Origin of the sequence: Agromyces allii, assembly GCF_009749385.1 — a bacterium.
Lineage (GTDB): Bacteria > Actinomycetota > Actinomycetes > Actinomycetales > Microbacteriaceae > Agromyces > Agromyces allii.
On the sequence record NZ_WBIN01000007.1, the window covers coordinates 275,432 to 295,811 of the forward strand.

At 64.8% G+C, this 20,380-nt stretch carries 12 protein-coding genes; 4 read left to right on the top strand and 8 right to left on the bottom strand.

Annotation, left to right across the window (positions count from 1 at the left end; translation table 11 throughout):
* Positions 1-124: 124 nt before the first annotated feature.
* Positions 125-592 carry a hypothetical protein gene (locus GQR16_RS11030; protein WP_157415181.1) on the bottom strand — a complete coding sequence of 156 codons (468 nt, stop codon included), beginning with the start codon at positions 590-592 and terminating at the stop codon, positions 125-127.
* A gap of 77 nt (positions 593-669) precedes the next feature.
* Between GQR16_RS11030 and GQR16_RS11035 the strand changes: the two genes are divergently transcribed.
* Entirely contained in the window at positions 670-984 is a 315-nt protein-coding gene (locus GQR16_RS11035; RefSeq protein WP_157415182.1) for a hypothetical protein, read from the top strand.
* Here the strand turns inward: GQR16_RS11035 and GQR16_RS11040 are convergent.
* The 7 genes from GQR16_RS11040 to GQR16_RS11070 form a co-directional block, all read right to left on the bottom strand.
* Positions 981-1,427, bottom strand: coding sequence for a very short patch repair endonuclease (locus GQR16_RS11040; RefSeq protein ID WP_343032908.1), 447 nt, complete (start codon positions 1,425-1,427; stop codon positions 981-983). The genes GQR16_RS11035 and GQR16_RS11040 overlap by 4 nt on opposite strands.
* Positions 1,427-4,435, bottom strand: coding sequence for a Z1 domain-containing protein (locus tag GQR16_RS11045; protein WP_157415184.1), 3,009 nt, complete (start codon positions 4,433-4,435; stop codon positions 1,427-1,429). The genes GQR16_RS11040 and GQR16_RS11045 overlap by 1 nt, the downstream gene beginning before the upstream one ends.
* Entirely contained in the window at positions 4,432-5,403 is a 972-nt protein-coding gene (locus GQR16_RS11050) for a PD-(D/E)XK motif protein (protein WP_170298466.1), read from the bottom strand. Before GQR16_RS11050 ends, GQR16_RS11045 begins: the two co-directional genes overlap by 4 nt.
* Positions 5,396-6,922, bottom strand: a complete 1,527-nt coding sequence (locus tag GQR16_RS11055; RefSeq protein ID WP_157415186.1) for an ATP-binding protein — start codon at positions 6,920-6,922, stop codon at positions 5,396-5,398. Before GQR16_RS11055 ends, GQR16_RS11050 begins: the two co-directional genes overlap by 8 nt.
* On the bottom strand, positions 6,922-10,317 hold the full coding sequence (locus GQR16_RS11060) for a Swt1 family HEPN domain-containing protein (protein ID WP_246200745.1): 3,396 nt from the start codon (positions 10,315-10,317) through the stop codon (positions 6,922-6,924). The genes GQR16_RS11055 and GQR16_RS11060 overlap by 1 nt, the downstream gene beginning before the upstream one ends.
* Before the next feature lie 8 nt (positions 10,318-10,325).
* Entirely contained in the window at positions 10,326-13,148 is a 2,823-nt protein-coding gene (locus GQR16_RS11065) for a DUF1156 domain-containing protein (protein WP_170298467.1), read from the bottom strand.
* A 133-nt stretch (positions 13,149-13,281) separates the two neighbouring features.
* Complete coding sequence (locus GQR16_RS11070; protein ID WP_170298468.1) at positions 13,282-14,931, bottom strand: TIGR02391 family protein; 1,650 nt, start codon at positions 14,929-14,931, stop codon at positions 13,282-13,284.
* A gap of 138 nt (positions 14,932-15,069) precedes the next feature.
* Between GQR16_RS11070 and GQR16_RS11075 the strand changes: the two genes are divergently transcribed.
* From GQR16_RS11075 to GQR16_RS11085, 3 genes are read left to right on the top strand one after another with little or no spacing between them, the layout of a single operon-like run.
* Positions 15,070-18,375: a sigma-70 family RNA polymerase sigma factor gene (locus GQR16_RS11075; RefSeq protein WP_170298469.1), complete on the top strand. Its 3,306-nt coding sequence runs from the start codon at positions 15,070-15,072 to the stop codon at positions 18,373-18,375.
* Between the two features lie 60 nt (positions 18,376-18,435).
* Positions 18,436-19,503, top strand: coding sequence for a DNA cytosine methyltransferase (locus GQR16_RS11080; RefSeq protein WP_157415190.1), 1,068 nt, complete (start codon positions 18,436-18,438; stop codon positions 19,501-19,503).
* Positions 19,500-20,363: a protein NO VEIN domain-containing protein gene (locus tag GQR16_RS11085; RefSeq protein ID WP_157415191.1), complete on the top strand. Its 864-nt coding sequence runs from the start codon at positions 19,500-19,502 to the stop codon at positions 20,361-20,363. The genes GQR16_RS11080 and GQR16_RS11085 overlap by 4 nt, the downstream gene beginning before the upstream one ends.
* Positions 20,364-20,380: the final 17 nt, after the last annotated feature.

Consider the following 20,380-nt stretch of genomic DNA (forward strand, 5'->3'; position numbering starts at 1 on the left):
ACACCGTCTGCTTACTTGCCGAAAGGCGCACGAGTCGGAAGCGCTTCGGTGATACCCCGAGGAGGAAGTCGCCACAGGAAGAGGGCGCCCGTGCAACCGTGGGCCGCACACGGCTTTCGCTCGGCTACCTCAACCCACGCCAGAACTGGCGCCACTGCCCGACCTCGATCGGATCAACGCCGGTCTTCAAATACTCCCTCAGCCGAACGAGCTCGAGCCTGGGTGTTCGCTCGACGATATCCATCATCATTTCATCGTCGCGATGCGCGTAGATCGAGCCCTTCCAGACCGACCAACTGTCATTCGTCACCCAGCCGTGAGCGCGGGCATCGAGCTCGTCCTCGCACAGCTTCAGCTCCGCGTATCGGACCGCGAACGGAACCACAACGGTGATCGATCCGTTCCAATGCTTGGTGGGCCGCTTTCTGTCCTGCAGGTGCCAATATCGCTCCACGTACCACTGATCGTTCTCCTGCCTGCGCTGCTTCCGGCTCTGGAAGTACGGGACGACCGCGAAAAGCACTGCAAGGCCTGTGACGATCGTTGCCGCATCGGCGAGCAAAGCCAGCATCGGTGCAAGTTGGAGTTCCACGACGAGAACGTATCGCTGAAACGTGCGGGGCCGTGGCCAGAACCGTTGCTCTGTCGGGAATCAGCGAGACTGGTCGAGTGGACGATGGACTGTTTTCGCTCGACGACCCCGGCATCAATAAGAGAAGTACCGATCTCGACCCGATGTCGCCTGCCCAACGTCAGGCGATTCGAGCGCTGTTCGCTCGGCTCGGCGTGAACGATGCCGCCGGACAATTCGCACTCGTCGAAGAACTGACCGGTGTGAGGATCCGGTCGGTCACCGAGCTCGACGAACCAACCGCCCAGCTGGTGATCCGTATGCTCCCGGGCAAGATCGCGACATCGGCCCGCACGCACACCGGCAACTCGTGGGACGACCGAGACGAGCCGACCTGGATCGATCGGCTCTAGGTTCGCGATCGCTTGGCAGACACAACCGCAATGACAGATCCCGCGATGCCGTCGGGGTGTTCGTGCTCCCAGAATCGGAGCACCGTCCATCCGAGTTCCGTCAGCACGGCTGAGGTCTCCGCGTCCCGTTCCTGGTTTCGCGCCTTCTTGTCATCCCAGTACTCCTGATTGCGCCCTGGCCGCTGGTAGTGCTCAGGACATCCATGCCAGAAGCAGCCGTCGATGAAGACCGCGACCCTCGCTCGCGTGAAGACGACGTCAACTGTTCGCCGCAACTCCGGAACCGGGCGAACGTTCACCCGATATCGAAGACCTGCAGCATGAAGCATGCGGCGAACGGCGAGCTCGGGCTTGGTATCGCGTCCGCGATTCGACTGCATCGATCGGCGGGTGCCTTCAGAAGACGCCCACGACTCGGATCCACGCATGCTCCCATCGTGCATCACGTGGCGTCGATGATCGCCTCGTCTTCCTTCGACTTGTCGATCACGCGGAATCCGATCCTTCCTCTGGGAGCGGATTTGAACGGCACCGCGAGCGAGAAGAGCGTCGCCACGTCTTCCGTCGCGATCGGGTCGGTGAGCATCTCGGGGTCGCGCTCGGCTTTCTCCAATGAGACCGGATCGGCCGCGAAGGTGAGGAGCATCGCTCCTCGGGTGGGCGTACTGAGCTTGGCCGCCTCTGGCCCGCCCGGCGCCTTGATCTTCCCCGCGATCCGCTCGATCGCGGCTCGCTGCCGGAACGAGCTGCCCGAGAATCCGCCGCGGTCACCGCGTCGCGACCGGCTGAGGAGCTGGATCGATGCACCGTCGACGTCGCGCCGTCGAATGCCCTTGAGCTCGGGAAGCATCACCGCCCAGTCGACGAGCGTCCCTTTGTCGATCGCCTGCCTCATGAACCGCAACGTCGGTGCGAACGCGTAGTTCTCCGTCCAGGAGAACTTCTCGAGTGCCGAGTACACCGACTCGGCGTCGATGATCGCGACCCGGGCATCGAACGTCTTGATCTTCGGCTCGGTACCGCTGCGGCCCTCCGCATACTCGAACTCGATCGTTTCGCCGAGCTCGTCCAGCCAGCCTCGAACGGCCTTGAAATGGGCGGCGTTCGCCGATCCGTCACCGCGATCGGCCTGTCTGGGGAAGTCGCGAAGTTCGCCACCGTCACCCTCGAAGTCCAGCACGGCGTTGTACATCTTGTTGGCGCCGGTCGGCTTGAGCCATGGAAGCTGCTGGAACACCAGCGGCGGAACATCGACCGGCCGGACCTCGGGGCGACCGTCTTCCTTGAGGTGGGCGAAACGACGGAGCTGCGAGCGGAACGCTTCTTCGTCTTGGATGATCGCGGTGAACGCGTCGTACAAGTCGTAGGTCTTGCCCCGGCCGTCCACGACGTCCCGGGCGATGTAGAGCCGAACAAGATCGCGGTAACCGGGCCGGTAGCCGAACCAGCGCCCCATCTGCATGAGTGTGTCCGCCGCGTTCGCGCGGCGCCGATAGTAGGACACGGTCAGTCCCTCGACGGTGAAGCCGCGGCTGAGCTTCGCCCCTCCGACCATGACCCGCCAGTATCGGCCTGTGGCGAAATCCATCGCCTTGTAGTCGCTCTCTTTCGACCCGTTCACGATGACGACGGGGCTGCCGGCCGAGGTGATGAGATTGAGCGCCTCGCCGATGTAGACCCTCAACTCATCGAAGCTGTGTGGCAGCTCCGCGTCCCAATCGTCCCGTGCGTCATGCACGGGCTTGAAGTCGCTCTCATACAGCCCTCGGAGTCTCGACATCCCGGCTGGATGGCTGTATTGAGCGGTCGCCCAGACGTCTTCGATCAGGTCGGCGAGCTCTTTGTGTTCGGCCTGCCTCACGGATTCGTGCACGAGCATCGTGTGATGCCGGAAGGTGAGGTCCGGGTCATTGTCGGACCGCCACTGTTTGATCGCTCCGCTCAACACGAATGCGTCGAGCGCGTTCCGAATCTCCGCCCGCTCCGCCTCATCCGTCTCCGCGTAGAGGTTTCGAACGAACGCGGCCTCGTTCGAGTTCGATGCATCGATCGGCTCGTCGTCGGGGAGCGGATCGAGATCGTGGAACTTATTGCCCCCCATGTAGGCCGGCGACGGCTCGAGTGCCACGATGAAGTCGCTCGGGAAGATGTCGACGGCGTCTTCAGGAGACACGAAAACGTTCGCGAACGGCGTCGCGGTGTATCCGACGTACTGTGCTCGAGGCATTTCGGAGAGGATCTGCGAGATCAACTTGTTGATGGCAGTCCGCTCCTTCTCTTCCTTGGTCTTCGCCCGGTTGGGGTTGGTCGTGTTCACCGATGCCTGGTCGGCTTCGTCGTCGATCACCAGCACCGGGATCTCTTGGAGCGATGCGTGCACGTCGTGGAGATCGCGAAGGAGCTTCTCGAGCACACTCTTGTTCTTCTTCACGACCGCCAGCCGGACGTCGGTGCCGAACAGGTTCGCGGGGTCGTACATCGGTTTGAGCGGATCCTTGAGTTCACCCGCCCGACGGAAGTCGAGCGTGTCGAGACCGGCCTTCAACGATTTGTAATCGCCCGCCGCGCTGGTGAGTCGCTTGATCGCGGGCACGTCGGGTTGGGAATTGATGTCGATCTCGTGACGTAGGAACTTTCCATCGAGCCAATCGGCATCGCCGTCGCCGATGTAGTCGACGCCGCGAACCGCGTCCGGATTGTTCCGATCACGACCGCCGAGGATGTTCTCTTCGCCGACGAGCTCGCGATCGAGGCGCCGCTGGGTCTGCCCGCGGAGGAGTTCGATCGTGCCGGTCAGCACGATGATCAGGCGATATCCCGCATCGATCGCCTTCGCGGTGATTCCGGTGAAGTTCGCGGTCTTGCCGCTCTGCACGTAGCCGACCACCAACCCCTTGGATTGGTAGGAGGTCTCCCCCGCCGGATCGGCCAGCCGCCCGACGATGTCCGACGTGGACTCGTCGAGGTTCGCGATCGTCTCGGGAGTCCACCCGCTGCGGCTGAGAACGCCTTTGTACGCGTTCCAATAGAAGTCGTGCGCGGTCTTCCGCTCGGCCGTGTACCAGGGGTCCCACGGGCCGGGGTTCGCGATGACGATATCCCGCTGGGCGACGCTCGGGAACGCGTCATCGAGCGCCTCGCGAGCTGTTGTGCTGAGTCCGAGCTTGTCGAACACGAGCACCCGGCGCTCAGGGCTGTGTCGTTCGGTCGCGCCGGCCCACGCGGCATCAGCCTGCGCGTCCCACTTCGCGAGGCTCATGTGCGCGGCTTTCTTCGCACTGGCATTTCCGTCACCGCTCACGATGGCGTGCACGATCTCCGACTCGGTCGCAGCCAGGTCGTCATCCTCCAGGACGACGTTCACTCGCGGCAGGAGTTTGCCCGGCCCGACCTCGCGCATCCCGTCGAATGCGGCACGGATCGCGGTCTCGAGCGCGTCGGTCGGGCTCATGAAGGCTCCTCACAGAAGTCGGCGAGCGGCGCAGGGGGCGACGCGAAGGCGAGGTTGGTGACATCCACACGGTATGAGACGCCACTGACGAGCGTGCGTTGCGGAACGACCTCATCGAGGCGAGGCCCGGTGATCGCCGGGAATCCGTCGTCGACGAGCAACGCCCTGGGGACCGAACGGTATGCGAAGCGCGTGCGGTAGAGATCGGCGTCTTCGTCGGACCACCCGACCCGTTCGACCGCAGCGTCGAACGTTCTGCGCGTTCGATCGAGGCGCCGCCGAGTACGGTCGATGAGCTCGGGGAGCGTGAACCCCTCTACGGCCGCGCCGGCGAGAGTGATCTGGATCGAGACGAGGAACAACGGCCGTCCGGCCGTGGCCTGCAACTGGGACTCGGTCCCGATGACATGGGCACGTGCTTCGGATCGCGTCGTCTTCACCTCGGCATCGAAACCTTCGAATCCGAAGTCGTGTTCTTCTGCCAGCGGGCCCAGCCATGCCTGGATCGCCAGTTCCTCGCCGGCCTGTTCGACGACGTGACCGAGCACCAGGAGTTCGCCGACCAGACCGGCCTCCTTTTCGTCGGTCATTCTCCGGCGGCTGGTCAACAACCCTTTGAGGCCCGAAAGCGACTCCGAGACCGCATGACGGAACGAGGCTCCGCTTTCGAGCTGGTCGACGATCGAGACGAGAAGCACATACGCCTCGTAGTGCATCCGAGTGGCGTCCACCGTCAACCGGAACCAGTCGCCGGGTCTGCCGATGATGTTGATCCGTTCGACACCGATCCGTTCATACGTGGTCACGTCCGGGTCTGCCCCGAGCGCAGGGCTGATCAGACGCAGCTCGTTCCGCGTCGGGTCGATCTCCAACATCGCACCGACGGCATCGCTCAACACGAACGCGGCTTCGACGCCGGCCGTGAAGTACTCCTCGACGGTGTCCGGCGTCAGATCGCGCTCACCCATCTGCATCCCCGATCTCCCGCGCCTGCCGCGCGAGTTCCTCCCGCAACGCTGCGGTGAGCAATTCTTCCCACGCCGCGAGCTCCGACTTCTCCCGCGAGCCGAGGTGTGCACCCTCGAAGTACTTCGAGTACGCGATCATGAGCAACGTTTTCACGAAGGGCGCGTCGGCGGCATCCATGCTGCCCGCGCCCGCGATCACGTCCCGGTATTGCTCGTTGAGCCAGATGGTTCGGCGCTCGAGATCCACCCTGAGCGGCGCCTCCGAGCGATCGACCCGCCACCGGATGTCCACCGGATCGGCGTCGGCTCGGTCGACGGATGCGTCGAACGCCTCGATGAGCTCTGCACCGAATCCTCGACCGGGTTCGACGAGTTGAACGGGACGTTTCGTGTATCTCCTCGATTCCTCGCGAGCCCCGGTGGCTTCTGCGAGGAATCCGGAGAACGTGAGCCCGCGATCCCCCACGGAGCCTTCGAGCAGCGCCTGCTTCAAGTCCGAGTCGAGTTCGAGACCCGCCTTCTCCGGGTTGATGGTGATGTGCGGCACGAGCGCAGGCGAGAGGTCGACCGCGATGCGCGCGTACTCGAGCTCCGGCCGGCTGACGGTGAGCGTGTTCCATCCGCCGACCTGCAGGAGCCGGTCTTCACGGTAGAAGTACATTCCCTGGGCCAGCGAGCCCGGCCTCCCGCCGAGGCGGAACTCCGGTCGACCCGACTGCGCCGCCGGCCAGATATGGGCCGACCCTGTGACCGACATCCCGTCCACCGACACACGGAGCGGAGCCGGGAACTCATCGTTCGGCAGGCCGTCGTAGCCGAACGGGTCGATCGGCGCCACTTTACGGGGTGCGCCGGGTTCCCCGTAGTCGGCATCGAAGATGTCCACCGTGATGCGGATCGAGCCCGATGCCAGCTTTCGGTGGAAGACGACGCCGAGGTGCGACATGAGCGCCGAGACGCGCTCGTCGATCCATCGCGCCCTGTCCCCTGCGTCCGTGCTGCTGAGGAACGTCCGCGGCTCCCCCCATTCGACGACCGTTCCGTTATCGAAGATGAAATCCACGCGGAGGTCTGCCAACAGCGACCCGACCTGGTCGCCTTCGAGTTCCGCGACACGTGTGGGCCGCGACGCTTCGATCATCCGGCCGGCGGGCGGTGCGCCATGGCGAAGCGAGTACACCCGCAGCACGTCGGCCTGGCTCAGCGAGGCGGCCTTGAGCCCGAGCCCGAAATGTCCGAGATCGCCGGAACCGTAGGCGCGCTTCTTGGCGAACGTCATCGCTTCATCGATCGACGAGGCGTCCATGCCTTTGCCGTCGTCGACGACGCGTAGACCGACGATGGCGCCTCCGCGCCCCACGAATCGAACGAGCACGTTGTGTGCCCCTGCGTCGATGCTGTTGTCGATGAGGTCCGCGATCGCGGTCTCGAAGGTGTGGTGGCGCCCGACCGCACGCGCGATCGAAGGGTCGGGAGGGATGTCCCGGGTCCGCGCGATCCGTGGTGCGGTCTCGACCATCAGAGCGCCTCGAACCGGTTCTTGGTGAGTCCCAGCTGCCCGCCGTTCTCGCGCACGGTTCGCACCGTGCCGTCGGGGAACCCGGATCGCTTGTCGGCGTCGATCGTGACCCTGATCTCGAATGTGTCGGGGTCGGCGCCCTGCAGATGCACGAGGAGTTCCTCTGCCAGATTCCGAAGTTGGGCGGGGATGTCGCCGCCCGGCGTGATGTCGATGGCGCCGGTGTACCGCGCATTCGCCACGACCGTCGGCTCGGGCCTCGGCGCCGACGCGGATCCGGTGCCGGATCCGCTCCCCCCGGACCCCGAAGTGGCAGGCTCAGAAGTGGTCGATGCCTGCTCAGCAGCACGCGCAGCGGCCGCGTCGGATGCGATCTGCTCCCGCTCCCGCTGCGAACGAGCCAACGCCGGGTTCACGAGCAGCATCGAGTCGACGATCGCCGCCGGTGCCGAGTCCTCGAGCGGCAGCCGCAATCCGAGGAAGTCCCCGCTCGCGGTGTCGTACCCATCGGCGAGCGCGAACCCGATCTGCTCCCACGCCGCATCCCTCATCGCTCCCGCGATCGCATCGAGCAGCACCTGCTTGTCTCGGAGCCGCGCGAGGTAGGGGTACTTGACGTGGTACTCCCACAGCTCGCCCACTCCGATGCGACCGTCGTTCCACTTGGCGCGCAGGTGGTTCTGCAGTTCGATGGCGATCGACTGCATCGAGAAGTGGGTGATGACGACGTCGGTCTTCTCGAGACGGTCGCCAACCGTCCGGATGACCGAGTCGGATGCCCCGTCGGCCTTCGTCTGCGAGGTCGACCACGGGGTCGCGCCGTCGGTCTGCTGCGGGTAGAGCGCCCAGATCCATGTCTCGCGGATCCGTTGGTCGACGGTGCCGTTGAACGACGTCATGCGCTGCTCGGCGGTCTCGACCTGCCCCTGCGTGAGATCGAGCAGCTTGCGGTCGTCGTACACCGCCTTCCACGCCAGGTACTGGCGCGCCGACGCATCGAGGTCGACCCATCGCGTCTGGTCGGGTGCGAGCACGACGATCGTGTTGACGCCGATGCGCGGCGAGTTCCCCCGCGTCGAGGCGACGGCGTGCGTGAAGACGTGCGCCTTCGAGTCGTAGCTCTTGCCGTCGTGCGTGTGCTCGGGTCCGGCGATCACGAGCCGCACCTTCTCGGCTTCGGGCACGTCGAGCGACTCGTCAGGTGCGTACACCACGTCGGCGAAGGCGGTCGGATGCTTCGACTGTCGTCGCAGCCGGTCGATGAGGAACCGCGTGACGTCGGCGGTGTCGACTGCGTTCGCCCGCTCGGAGACCGTGCGGTTGAGCGACACCTGCAGATCGAACCAGTACCGGTCGCTTTCGGCGTAGAGGTAGTTCGCCCGCTCACTGAGCAGCTGCAACGCGGTGCCGAAGTTGCCGATCGTGTCGCCCGGCATCGCGACCCCGAGGAACATGCGCTTGCGCTCGACGCCCTTGTGACTGGAGCGAAGGGTCGCCGCCGACCCCATGAACGTCGCTCGGGCGATGCGTCGCGTGAGCGCGCGATTGCCGAAGAGCGGCTTCTCACGGTCGATGTGCACCGACGTCGCGTTCGTGCCGTCGATGTCGGACTCGCTGATCGACTTCCACCGGTCGCCGTCGTCGAGGTAGCCCGTGAGCTCATCGCGCACAGCGGCCGCGGCCAGCGGGATCGACCCCGGCATGATGAGCGGCGAGTCGTCGCCGGCCGTGTGCAGCGCATGCACCACCGCGCTCATCAGGCGCAGTACGCCACGCGTGCGCTGGAACTTCTCGAGGGTCGACCAGTCGCCGTACAGGCGGTCGAACAGTTCGGGATGGATCGGATACGCGTCGCGGATCCGCGACTCGTATGCGGTCTCACGGGTCTCGGCGGGCAGCTCGCCGACACTCTTGCGGTAGTACTCGACGAACGCCTTCGCGGTGGCATCGATCTTGCGGCGGGCCTCGGCGTCGGGTTCGCGGAAGAGCCTTCTCCGCACGATTTCGAACGACTCCGTGCTCGACGCAGGCGTCCAGGGCTGTGCGACGCGCGACACCACGTTCTGCAGTCGTTCGAGGGCCGCGCGGCCGTGTGCACCACCGACTTCGAGATCGGATGCCACGGGCGAGTCGTCGTCGCGACGCACATCGGATGCCGGGATCGACACGAGAAGCAAGGCACCCGGCACCGACTTCACGACCTCGGTGAGCTGCTGCGCGAAGGTGAACTGGGTTTCGAACGTGCCCCCGACGAGGTCGTCCTGCCCGTACAGTCCTCGGGCATAGGCGACCCATTCGTCGATGAGGATGACCGCCGGAGCGAACCGTTCGATGAGCGTGCGGAGGGATGCTCCGGGGTTCGTGCCGGTGCGGTCGGCGTCGGCGACGATGGCGAACCCGTCGGCCCCCCCGAGCTGCCAGGCCAGCTCGCCCCAGACGGTGCGGATGACGGTGCCGTCGGGCTTCTCCCACGTCTGGCCGGGTGAGAGTTCGTTACCGACGATCGCCACCCGGCGCACCTCGGCGGAAACGACAGAAGTATCGACACCGGAGTCCGCGACGAGGTCTTGCACGCCCTGCGGGTAGTCGCTGATCGTGCGTCCGCTGAAGAGGTGCCAGACCGCGAGCATCGAGTGCGTCTTGCCGCCGCCGAACGCGGTCTGGAGGTTGACGACCGGCGCCGCGTTCATGTCGCCGGACAGACGCTTCGCCGCGATGCCGAGCAGGTTCTTCAGTCCTTCGGTGAGGAAGGTTCGGTTGAAGAATTCCACGGGGTCGTTGTAATCGACGGATGCCTCGGCGCCGGTCGCGACCTGGTGCAGGTCGGCGGCGAACTCGGCCCGCGCGAAGTCGTTGGCCGCGATGTCGGCATGGGGCTGGAGCACCTCACGCCACGGCGGGAGTTCGGCCGACGCGAGACCGGGCATGTCGGCCTGGGCACGAGTGTCGCGTCGCGTTTCATCGGCATAGGCGGCTCGCTGCACGTCGAGCCGGGCCTTGCGCACGGCGTCGGCGGACTTCGCTGCGCCGATCGCACGCAGCAACCGCTCGACGCTGTCGAGCGCGCGGTACGCGTCGTCTGCCGAGAAAGGCTTGCGGTGTGCCCAAGCGTCCCGGACACCGCGGAGTTCGCTCGCGAGGTTCTGCTCGGCACGTGAGAGGGCACCGTTGAACGCGTACTTGAGCGATCCGAGCGGTTCGGTGATGACCCGCAGCTGCGTCTGCGGATCCGTCGGCGAGTACTCCTTGCCCGGAACGCCGTCCTTGATCGCGAGGAGCATCGTCCAGTCGGATGCCCCGTCCGGAAGCTGCGGACCGAGCACCCGCGAGATGAACGGCTCGAGCTCCGCGGCCAGCACGTCTAGCGCTGCTCCGACCCGGTCGATGTTCGACATCGCCACGATCAGTCCTCCAGTCCGTCGAAGTCGAGCGTGGACGTCACCGAGCGCGGCGCAGCCTGCTCCGCCGCGGCTGCTGCAGCGCGCACCTCGGGCCACGACGAGCCGAGGGTGTTGAACAGGATGCCGGGCTTCGTGAGCCCGCGCTTCTCAGAGATTGCGTAGAGAAGGTAGGCGAGTTCGTGTGCCGCGGTCATGTCGAGACCGCGTGCCTCAGCACCCGCCAAGATACGACCAGCCGCGTCGAGCCCGTTCGAATCCAACGACTTCGCCATCTGGAGCACGACCTCCCACAACGAGATGCGGTCGTCGGTGCGCGGGTCGTAGTCCTCGGGGAGTTCCTCGGGCGCGAAGAGCTTCGTCTTGCCGCCGCCGGTCGAGACCACGCCCGATCGAGCAAGGCCCGCCACCGACGCGTTCTTCGCGCTCGCCAGGGTTTCGGCCTCGCCGTACGCAGCGGTATCGAATCCGTGGGTCTCAAACCAGGCGACGCACCAACGTGTGTCGTCATCGAAGTCGACTTCCTGGTGTGAGAGCACTTCGTCGAGGACTGCGTTGATCGCTCGCAGCGCATCGCGGACGCCCATCGCTTCGCCCGATGGTTCGACCACGCTCGAGTACTTCGAAAAGATCGCCATACCTGGGCCGATCGCGGCCTGGGCCATGTCAACCGGTGCAACACTCCCCTTTTGAAGATTTCGAAGGGCTTCGGGCAGTGTCGCTCTCAGCATCGCGAGGAAGCCTTTTCGGTCGGTCACAAGCGCGGACTCATCGCGGGGGCGAAGCACGAGGACGATTGAGGACGCCAGCGCGTTCGTCCCGATGCCAATCATTCGGGCCGTTCTTTCGGAACGAACAGGCCATGTGCCTGTCACTTCCCAACCGGACCGCACGATACCTGACAGGATCGTCTCCCAACCAGTGGAGGCTGTACCGTGGGCATCGAGCTCCGACTGCTTGAAGGCGTAGTAGACAGTGATGGGATAGCTGTCGGAAGCTGCTTCTCGTGCTCGTGTAAAAACGTGCTCGAATCCGTTCTCGAAGAACTTCTTCGCGCCATCGGCGCCACCATGACGATGCGGATTCGCCACCAACTCTTCGGTCTTCGGGACAAGCATCGTCGCAAGCAGGCTTGGGAAGACACTTCGGAGCGCGCGACGCTGCCACACATAGAAGAAGTCTGAAAGGTCGGAGTATCCGATGTTGTCGTAGTACGGCGGATCGGTGGATATCACGACACCGGAGTAGTCCGCCGCTGCGGCGTCGGCTTGGCTGGCGAACCCAATGCCAATAGCAGGCGTCCTGGAGAGTGCGTCAGTCAACGACTTCAGTGAGACTCTCAGATCGCCGGAAGCGTCGGCAAACGGGCCGATTTCCACGAAATCCCACGCCATCGGGACGACCTGTCGTGTAAAGAGGTGCGTCGCCTGATCCCGGGAACTCGACCACGTGACTAGGGAATTACCCATGTCCGCCATCCGAGAAACGCCAAGGCCTAGGTAGGTGGCGACAGCATCTGCGTAAGCACCCGCGCCAGCGCCGCCCCGCTCAAGCCGTTCGCCTTCAGCGAAGCTCGCACGGGCGTCGTGTAGCACCTTCTCGCGTGCTTCGCCGACGAGGTCAGTAAGCGTCGTGAGCGTGGTCAGCTGCCGATTCGTGAAGGCGTCGCTCCAACGAGGCATCCCATACATTGGCAACCGGTCGACATCATGGTTCGGCGTCGTGACCAATTGATCGGGAGTTTCAATTGGACGCGAAACCTCCGCGGCAAGCTCATGTTCGGCCGTCGGCGTCTCATAGAGGCGCTGTCGCTTGCCTTCTGCCACGACCGCGAGAAGCCGCGCACCCAGCCCAGCCGAAACAGCTTGGGCTCGGATGTGCCGGTTGCTCGCCGTAGAGCCGCAGGCCACACACTTTCCTTCGCCTCGCGCTATCGTGCCATCGACATCCTTCGCAGGGGCGAACTTCGGGTCGTGTCCGACCGAATACTGGACCCTCCCATCGACAACTGTGGGCACGACGTAGGCTTCCTTGCCCTTCTTCTTGCCGAGCCACCACGACCGCACGAGCGGCATCTCGATGCCGCACGCCGGGTTCGGGCAGGTGACGGTGCGAGCCCAGATCCAGGCGATGACGGTCGCCTTCGTGCCGTCCTTCAGCGTCGCCTTCGGGTAGAGGTGGCCGATGCGTCGCTCGGCCTCGTCGCGCATCCACTCGCCGTACCGGCGCACGTCTTCGGCGAGCCCCGTGGCCTTCGGCCAGGAGTTGCGCTGGCCCGCGGCATCCGGGAACACCGGCGGCCGTTCGGCGAACTTCGGCGGGATCTCGATGAGCGCCTTGTTGATGAGCACCGCGACCGGGTTCAGGTCGCTCGCGTGCGCCTCGAGCCCGAGCCGCTGCGCCTCGAGCGGGATCGTGCCGCCGCCCGCGAACGGATCCAGGATCGCCGGCGGCTTGCCGTCGGTCGACCGCATGATCTCGGCCCGCACCTGGTCGAACAGCTCCTCGTCGCCGAGGTTGTCCCAGTCGACCATCCGCGTGATGAGGTCGAACAGCCGCTCACGCTCCGCGTCGACCCGCCGCTCGACGTACCCGTCGACGTCGTGCTCGCCACGGCGCTCCGCCTCCTCGCGGAACTCGTCGGCACGCTCACTCGGATCGTCCACCAACTGCGCGAAGAGCACCGCACGCGCCGTCGCCAGCGGCCGGCGCGCCCACCACAGGTGCAGCGTCGACGGGTGCCCGTGACGGATCGACTTCTCCCGCGCGGACTGCGCGTTGATGGCCTCGAGCGGCAGGGCGACCTCGATGAGCTTCTTCTTCGGCACGTGGTACTCCAGTACGGCAGGGTTGACCGGGAGTGCGCGACCTTGGGCCCTCCGGCCAGGGCGTATGTCCTTTCTATCCCACGACGCATCCGCCGCGTCGCGCGGAGGCCGGACTCCCCCTGTTCTGGGGCCGTCAGTCCTCGCGGACGACCACGCCGTCCATGCGGCGCATCAGATGGGAGATGATCGCCAGCGCATCCAGGCAGTCCTCGTAGGTGAAAGCCCCACTCGCTTTGAGCTTCCCGATTTCCTCATGATTGAGCGGGTTCCGAAAGCCTTGCCAGATGCCTTGTGAGATGCCCCGCTGCCCTGCATGGATGTTGTCGCCCGTATCAGACGTGAACGAGTACTCCTCGGTGAACTTCTTGAAGACGTCAAGCCTGGGGCTCTGGGCCGAGAACGCCTCGTTGAAGAGCTTGCCTTCGGCGACGTCATCGAGGCTCTCGTGCAGATTCCGAAGCGTGCCTACGTAGCGCTTGACCGCCTCCATCACCGCACGGTAATAGTCGCCCTTCTCGTAGTCGTCATGCGTGACGGACTTGATCGCGGGGTGTAGATTGCGCCACACATAATCGGCGTGGGGTGGTGCGATCCCTTTCACAATCTCGAGGATCTTGGTCTGTTGCTCCACTTCGAGTGCAACGTCTTCCGAGGTCACCGCTTCGACCAGAGCCTCGACCTCGGTCCGCTTCGGGCCTTGAATCGAGCCCACCCACTCTTCGGTCGACACTCCGAGCGTCTCCTCGGTCTTCTTCTTGCCCGCCTCAGCTCGCCGCCGTCGCCACTCCTGATTGAGTTTGAGCATCAGCGCCTGCAACCACTCGCGCAGCTCGATGGTGACGTCGGTCTCCCAGTCGATCGCCCGCCGGTCTGTGGCGATGACGTCGGGTTCGAGGTTGTCGAGGAAGTCGACCTCGAGGTAGCCGGTGAAGTACGAGAACGCGAAGCTCGATTCGCTGGCGCCGAAGTATTCGGGTTCATTCGCGAGGCGTCCGTTCACGTACAACGTGATCCCTCGCATGCCGTGGCGAAGGGGGGTCTTCGCCGAGACGACGCGCCCACGGACCCCCTTGGCGATCATGGCCCAGTCGGTGGACGAATCGAGGCAATCCGGGAACTCCCAATCGAACTCCACATTCACCGCACCCAAACGGCGGTCCGCGGTCACCTGATGGGAGACCCCGTCCTGGCCGATCACCAGGATCTGGAAACCGTCGTCGACGTAGTTGAAGAGTTTCGACAGCGAGTTCGCCAGATCCACAGAGTCGACGGGCGTATTCCGCTTGAGTTCGCTCAGTCGTACCTTCGTACCGTGCTCGGCAGGCGGGCTCGCGACCTGCGTTTCGCCCGGACGATACTCCCGATCCGACGCCATCATCGCGTCGTAATCGAGCACGACATGTGTTGCCGAGTCCGCTCCCTGCCGTGTCGTCGTGAGCTCGACCCTCTTGCCGATGCCGAACAGGGCCAGTTTCCCAAGCCCCTTCTTTCCGGAAACCGGCCGTTTGCCGCTCTCCGTGCGCGCAGAATCAAGCTCGTTTCGGCGATTTCGCCCGATGCGCAGGTACCGATCTGCGACTTCGGAACGAGTCATCCCGTGGCCGTCGTCTTCGATAGCGATCTCACCGTCGCCGATGGTGATGAACACTGTGGAGGCATCGGCGTCATAGGCATTCGCGACGAGTTCTGCGACCGCGTTCGGCAGATGCGAGTACATCTTCGCCCCGAGGTGATCGACCGTCTGGGGGTCGAATTTCAGAACCAGTTCTTCGTCGGCAGTCATGGGGCTCCAGCAAGTAGGCGAACCGCTCCAGCCTGGCGAATCACACGCTGGGCTCACATCGAGGACACTCCCCCAGTACGGGGGCCAAGGGCCTTCCTCGGCCGACGAATGTCGGTTCACATCCATACGATTCCAACCATGACCGACGTGCTGCGCGGCATCGACGCCGCCCAGCGTGACGAGGATGTCGCTCGAACCATCCGCCTGGAGCCCGACCCGTCCGTGCTGCGCGCGATCGGTCGCGGGCACTCGTTCGAGAGCGCGGCAGCGGATCTCATCGACAACAGCATCGACTTCGGCGCATCCCAGATCGTCGTTCAGCTCATGGTCGCGCAGGGCTTCCTTCGCCGGGTCCGCATCATCGACGACGCGGTCGGCATGAGCTTCAGCCAGCTGAACGACGCCATGACGCTCGGGAAGCGCCGCAAGTACGGCAAGACCGATCTCGGCCATTTCGGAATGGGCCTGAAGTCGGCGTCGATGAGTCAAGGCCGAATCCTCACGGTCTTCACCCGGTGTGGATTCGAACCGATGCACGCGATGCGGATGAAGCGCGACGATGCCGGAGGCGGCTTCGATGTGGAGGTGCTCACGGAATCCGCCGCGTGGCATGGTTCCCAACTCGGAAGCCGACCTGGCATCGACACCACGGGCACCGTCGTCGAGTGGTCCGCGCTCGACAACACCTCGAGCGCAGCTTTGCCATCGGCGCGACAAGCATGGCTCGACCAGACGATCACCCGACTCCGAGGAGAACTCGGACTGATCTTCCACCGTCTGCTCACCGAGCGTTCGGCCAGAATCGAGGTCGAGGTGTTCGACCTCGAGTACGAGGAGGCCGGCGCACCCCGAACCGTCGAAGCCGTCGATCCGTTCGACTTCCACATTTCCGGGCGTTCGGGCTATCCGCTCGCGATCGCCGCGAACCTCCCATCGGGTGGTGAAGTCATCGCCGACTGCCACATCCTTCCGCCGAACTCGCAGTCGGCTGCGGCACGTCTCCTCGGCCGTTCACGGATCGACGGCCAAGGGTTCTACATCTACCGGAACTCGAGGCTGCTGCAAGCCGGCGGCTGGCTCGGCCTGCTCGATGACAAACGCGCGGACTTCCAGCTCGCACGCATCGCGATCGATCTCGATGAAGCCGCGCTCGCGGCTGTCGCGATCAACCCCGAGAAACGGGGCGTCGTGCTGCGACCCGACTTCGTCAACGCCCTGGAGTCAGCGATCGACGGCGAGCACGGCACCGGGTTCCGTGCGTACCTCGATGCCGCACGCGACACGCTTCGAACCGCGAACGCGCGCCGTCTGGGCCCGAAGCCGCTCACCGCTCTTGCAGGTGGACTGCCCGACGCCGTTCGGGCAGCAGTCAACGAGGTCGTCGGTATCCGGCCGGATGTCATCCCCGCGCGTATCCGGTGGCGCGTTCTCGAGGAGGATCGCCTCTTCCGCTTCGACCACCTCGCACGAACCGTCTGGATGAACGCCGGATACCGCTCAGCACTCGCCGGCGCGGATGCACTCGCGCTGGCGATCTACCTGCTCGTCGAGCAGCATTTCGCCAAGGAGCGCCCCCAACAGTCGACGATCGACCAGATCGAGACCTGGCAACGCGCGCTCGCTCTCACGCTTCTCGCCGAAATCGGCGTGAGCGCGTTCGACCCGGTCGCCGGCGAAACGGATGACGACGAGCTGGATTTGTTCGGCGAGCAGGAGCCCGATGCATCCACTGCGCCCGAAGCGCCGCCTTCGTCACCCTCGGCCTCGTCGCCGACATCACCCTCCCCCGCATCCGTCGCACGATCGATGGCAGAGCGACAGGCGCGCGACGCCGCCATCGAACTCGAGCGTGCAGCCCGCCGCGAAGACGAGGAACGCGCACGAGAGGAGCGACGATCTCGGGACGCCGCGCGCGGGCAGCTCACCGATGCAGGCGAGCGCATGGAGATCCTCGCGGCGCTCCCCTCGATCGAAGACCCGCTGACCTACCTCCGCCGTGATCTCGATCGGTACCCGCTTCTGAACGCCGAAGACGAGGTGCGGCTCGCGAAGCAGATCGAGGCCGGCCTCATCGCGGGCGAACGACTTGAGCAGCGTGGCGACGACCTGGTAGATCGTCCCCTCGCGATGGAACTCCGACGCGTCGTCGAGGATGGGCGAGCCGCGCGCGACCACTTCATCGGCTCGAACATGCGGCTCGTCTTTTCAATCGCCGGCCGGTATCAAAGCCAAGGGCTGGAGTTCGCCGACCTCGTCCAAGAGGGTTCGGCCGGTCTGATCCGGGCCGTAGAAAAGTTCGACTTCATGCAGGGAAACAAGTTCTCGACCTACGCGACCTGGTGGATCCGTCAAGCGGTCACCAGAGCGATCGCCGATCGAGGTGCGACGATCAGGGTGCCGGTGCACATGGTCGAACAGATCAGGCGGCTTCAGACCGTCGCTCGACAGATCGAAACGGAGCTCGGCAGGGCTGCATCCGACGCAGAGCTCATCCAACGGCTCGAGATCGACAGGTCCGACCTCAAGTCGATCCGCGCGGCGATACACAGTTACGCCTCCCTCGACAGCGAGCTCGGCGAGGAGATCACCCTCGGCGACCTCCTCGTCGATGACACAGCCGTCGACCCCCTCGAATCGCTCGAATCCGCCGAGTTCGTCGGCCGGCTTGAGGATGCGCTCGACCAGCTCGGCGAACGTCCTTCGACGGTCCTCCGCCTGCGATACGGAATCGATGGGGAGGCGCCGCTCACCCTCGACCAGATCGGCGACCGGATGAACGTGACCCGCGAGCGGATCCGGCAGATCGAGAAGAAGGCCCTCGACGCCCTGCGTGAAGAGCCTCGGGCTGCCCGGCTCCGCGACTATCTCGGTCTCGAGCTCGATCGGATCGGAGTACGGACGCTTGATGCGCTGCAGCCGCCGTTCGTGGCCGGTCGCGGCGCCGGCGGAACACCGAGGGTCGTCATCCCGGCGGGCAAGATGCGAGACGACGGCGTGCCTGGATCTCTAAACGTGCCCGGCAGCGCCGATCCTGTCATTCTCACGCCGCCTACACCCCGGCAACGCGAACGCCCGAACGCTGAACAAGGCAGTGCACGCGACATCCTTCAGCGATATCGAAGCGGATCCACAGTCACGGCGATCGCGGCGGCCGTCGAACTCGATCCGCGGGCAGTGGCGATCACCCTTGCCGGAAACCTCTTCGACGTCGGCGACGACGTGGACGATGCGGCGATGGCAGCCCGACACGGTCTGCCCTGGGATCCGACCGAACGCGAGCGAGTATTGGTCGCATATCGAAGCGGATCGACGATCGACCGCATCGCCGCCGACCATGCAAGAACCCGACTCGCGATCGCATGGAGCCTGCTCGATAATCCGAAGCGACCGGTGCATGTGACCAAAGCCCACATGAAAAACGCGCGTGCGTCGGAATTGCGATGAGGCGCACACACGCGACCCCATGACCGGCGCTTGTCGCCAGTGCCGGCTACACTCATCGGAGTGAGCAGCAACAGTATCCGTGTCCTCGACCTCTTCGCCGGCGCGGGTGGGCTCACTGCCGGATTCCACACGGCATCCGACCGCTACACCACGGTACGCGCCGTCGAGATGGATCTCGCGGCCGCCGCTTCCTATGAGGCCACGTTCGGCGAGGACATCGTGTTTGCGGGCACGATTCAGTCCTGGCTCGAGAAAGAAGACGTGCCGGAAGTCGACGTGATCGTCGGCGGCCCACCGTGCCAAGGGTTCTCGACCCTCGGCAAGCAAGACGAAGAAGACGAGCGGAACTCCCTCTGGCGGTACTACGCCGAGACGATCGTCCGAGCGAAGCCGAAGTACTTCGTGGTCGAGAACGTCGCAGCCTTCGCGAAGTCTCGCCAGTTCCGCGATTTCGAAGAGGCGACTTCGCCTGGCGGGCTGCTCGAGGGATACGGATTCCGGTGGCAGATTTTCAACGCCGCAGATTTCGGTGCGTATCAGGCGCGCAAACGTACGGTCATCATCGGATACCGGCTCGATCTCGGATTCCCCGGGTTTCCGGAACCCACGCATGCAGTGCACCAGACCGTGGGCGAGGCGTTTCGCGGAATCTCTGAAGAAACGACCGGCACCGAACTCCCGGCTTCCGCGTCCGTGTCGTTCGGCGGAAAGAACTTCGCCGGTCCGTTCACCGCGCGGCAGCTCCATCTCGGACGCTCGTACGCGCCCATCTCGCGTCGACGATTCGCCGCCATCCCGGAGGGCGGGAACAGGTTCAACCTCCCCGAGGACCTGAAGGCCGACTGCTGGAAGAAGCACACGAGCGGGTCCGGCGATGTCATGGGTCGACTTCACAAGGACAAGCCCTCGGTGACGATCCGCACCGAGTTCTTCAAGCCCGAGAAGGGCCGATACCTGCACCCCACCGCTGACCGTGCCATCACGCACTATGAGGCGGCCGTTCTCCAAGGATTTCCTGAAACACATCGTTTCGTCGGATCGAAGACCGCGATCGCGAAGCAGATCGGAAATGCGGTGCCGATTCCGCTGGGTGCGGCGATTGCACGGCACCTGGAGCCGTACCTTTGACCGTCGATGACGCCCAGTCGGGAGGTCTCACGAAGGGCACCGACTGGTCCGATTCCGAAGTCCGCGTCGTCACCGACAGCTACATGAGAATGCTCCGCGCGGAGCTCCGCGGTGAGCGGTACAACAAGGCCGCGGAGAATGCGCGAGTGCGCGAATCCGTGAACCGGTCACGCGGCTCGGTCGAGTACAAGTTCATGAACATCAGCGCGGTGCTGATCGAGCTCGGCTGGATCCCCATCGCCGGGTACAAGCCGTACTCCAACGTGCAATCCGCTCTCCGCGCGGCCGTGGCAGCAGCCCTCGTCGACGACTCCAAGATCGAATCGGCGATGCGCGCGGCCGTGGAGTCGCTCCCGTCGACGAGCGGCCGCCTCGACCTGGTCACGGCGCCCCGATTGATCATCGATGCTTCAGGATGGACGCCCAGACGCGACGGAGTTTTCCGCGACTACCTCCTGCAGGCCGAACGGAACGCGGCACTCGGACGAAGCGGCGAGCTCGCCGTGCTCGATTTCGAGCGATCTCGCCTGCGCGTCGCCGGCCGGAGTGAGCTCGCCGAGCGGGTTCGACATGCATCCGAACTCGACGGTGACGGACTCGGCTACGACATCAGGTCCTTCCACAGAGGTGGGCGAGATCGGTTCATCGAGGTCAAGACCACTCGATTCGCGGCCGAGGTCCCGTTCTTCGTCAGCGCCAACGAAGAGCGCTTCTCAGCGGAGGTCGATGACCGATTCAGCCTGTACCGTGTGCACCGCTTCGGCCCCAAGCCGAAGCTCTTCATTCTCGACGGTTCGCTCGCCTCGACCTGCGCGCTCGAGCCGAGCGAGTACCGGGCCCAGGCAAGGGCTATCGTCTGAATTCGCGTCGCATCGGG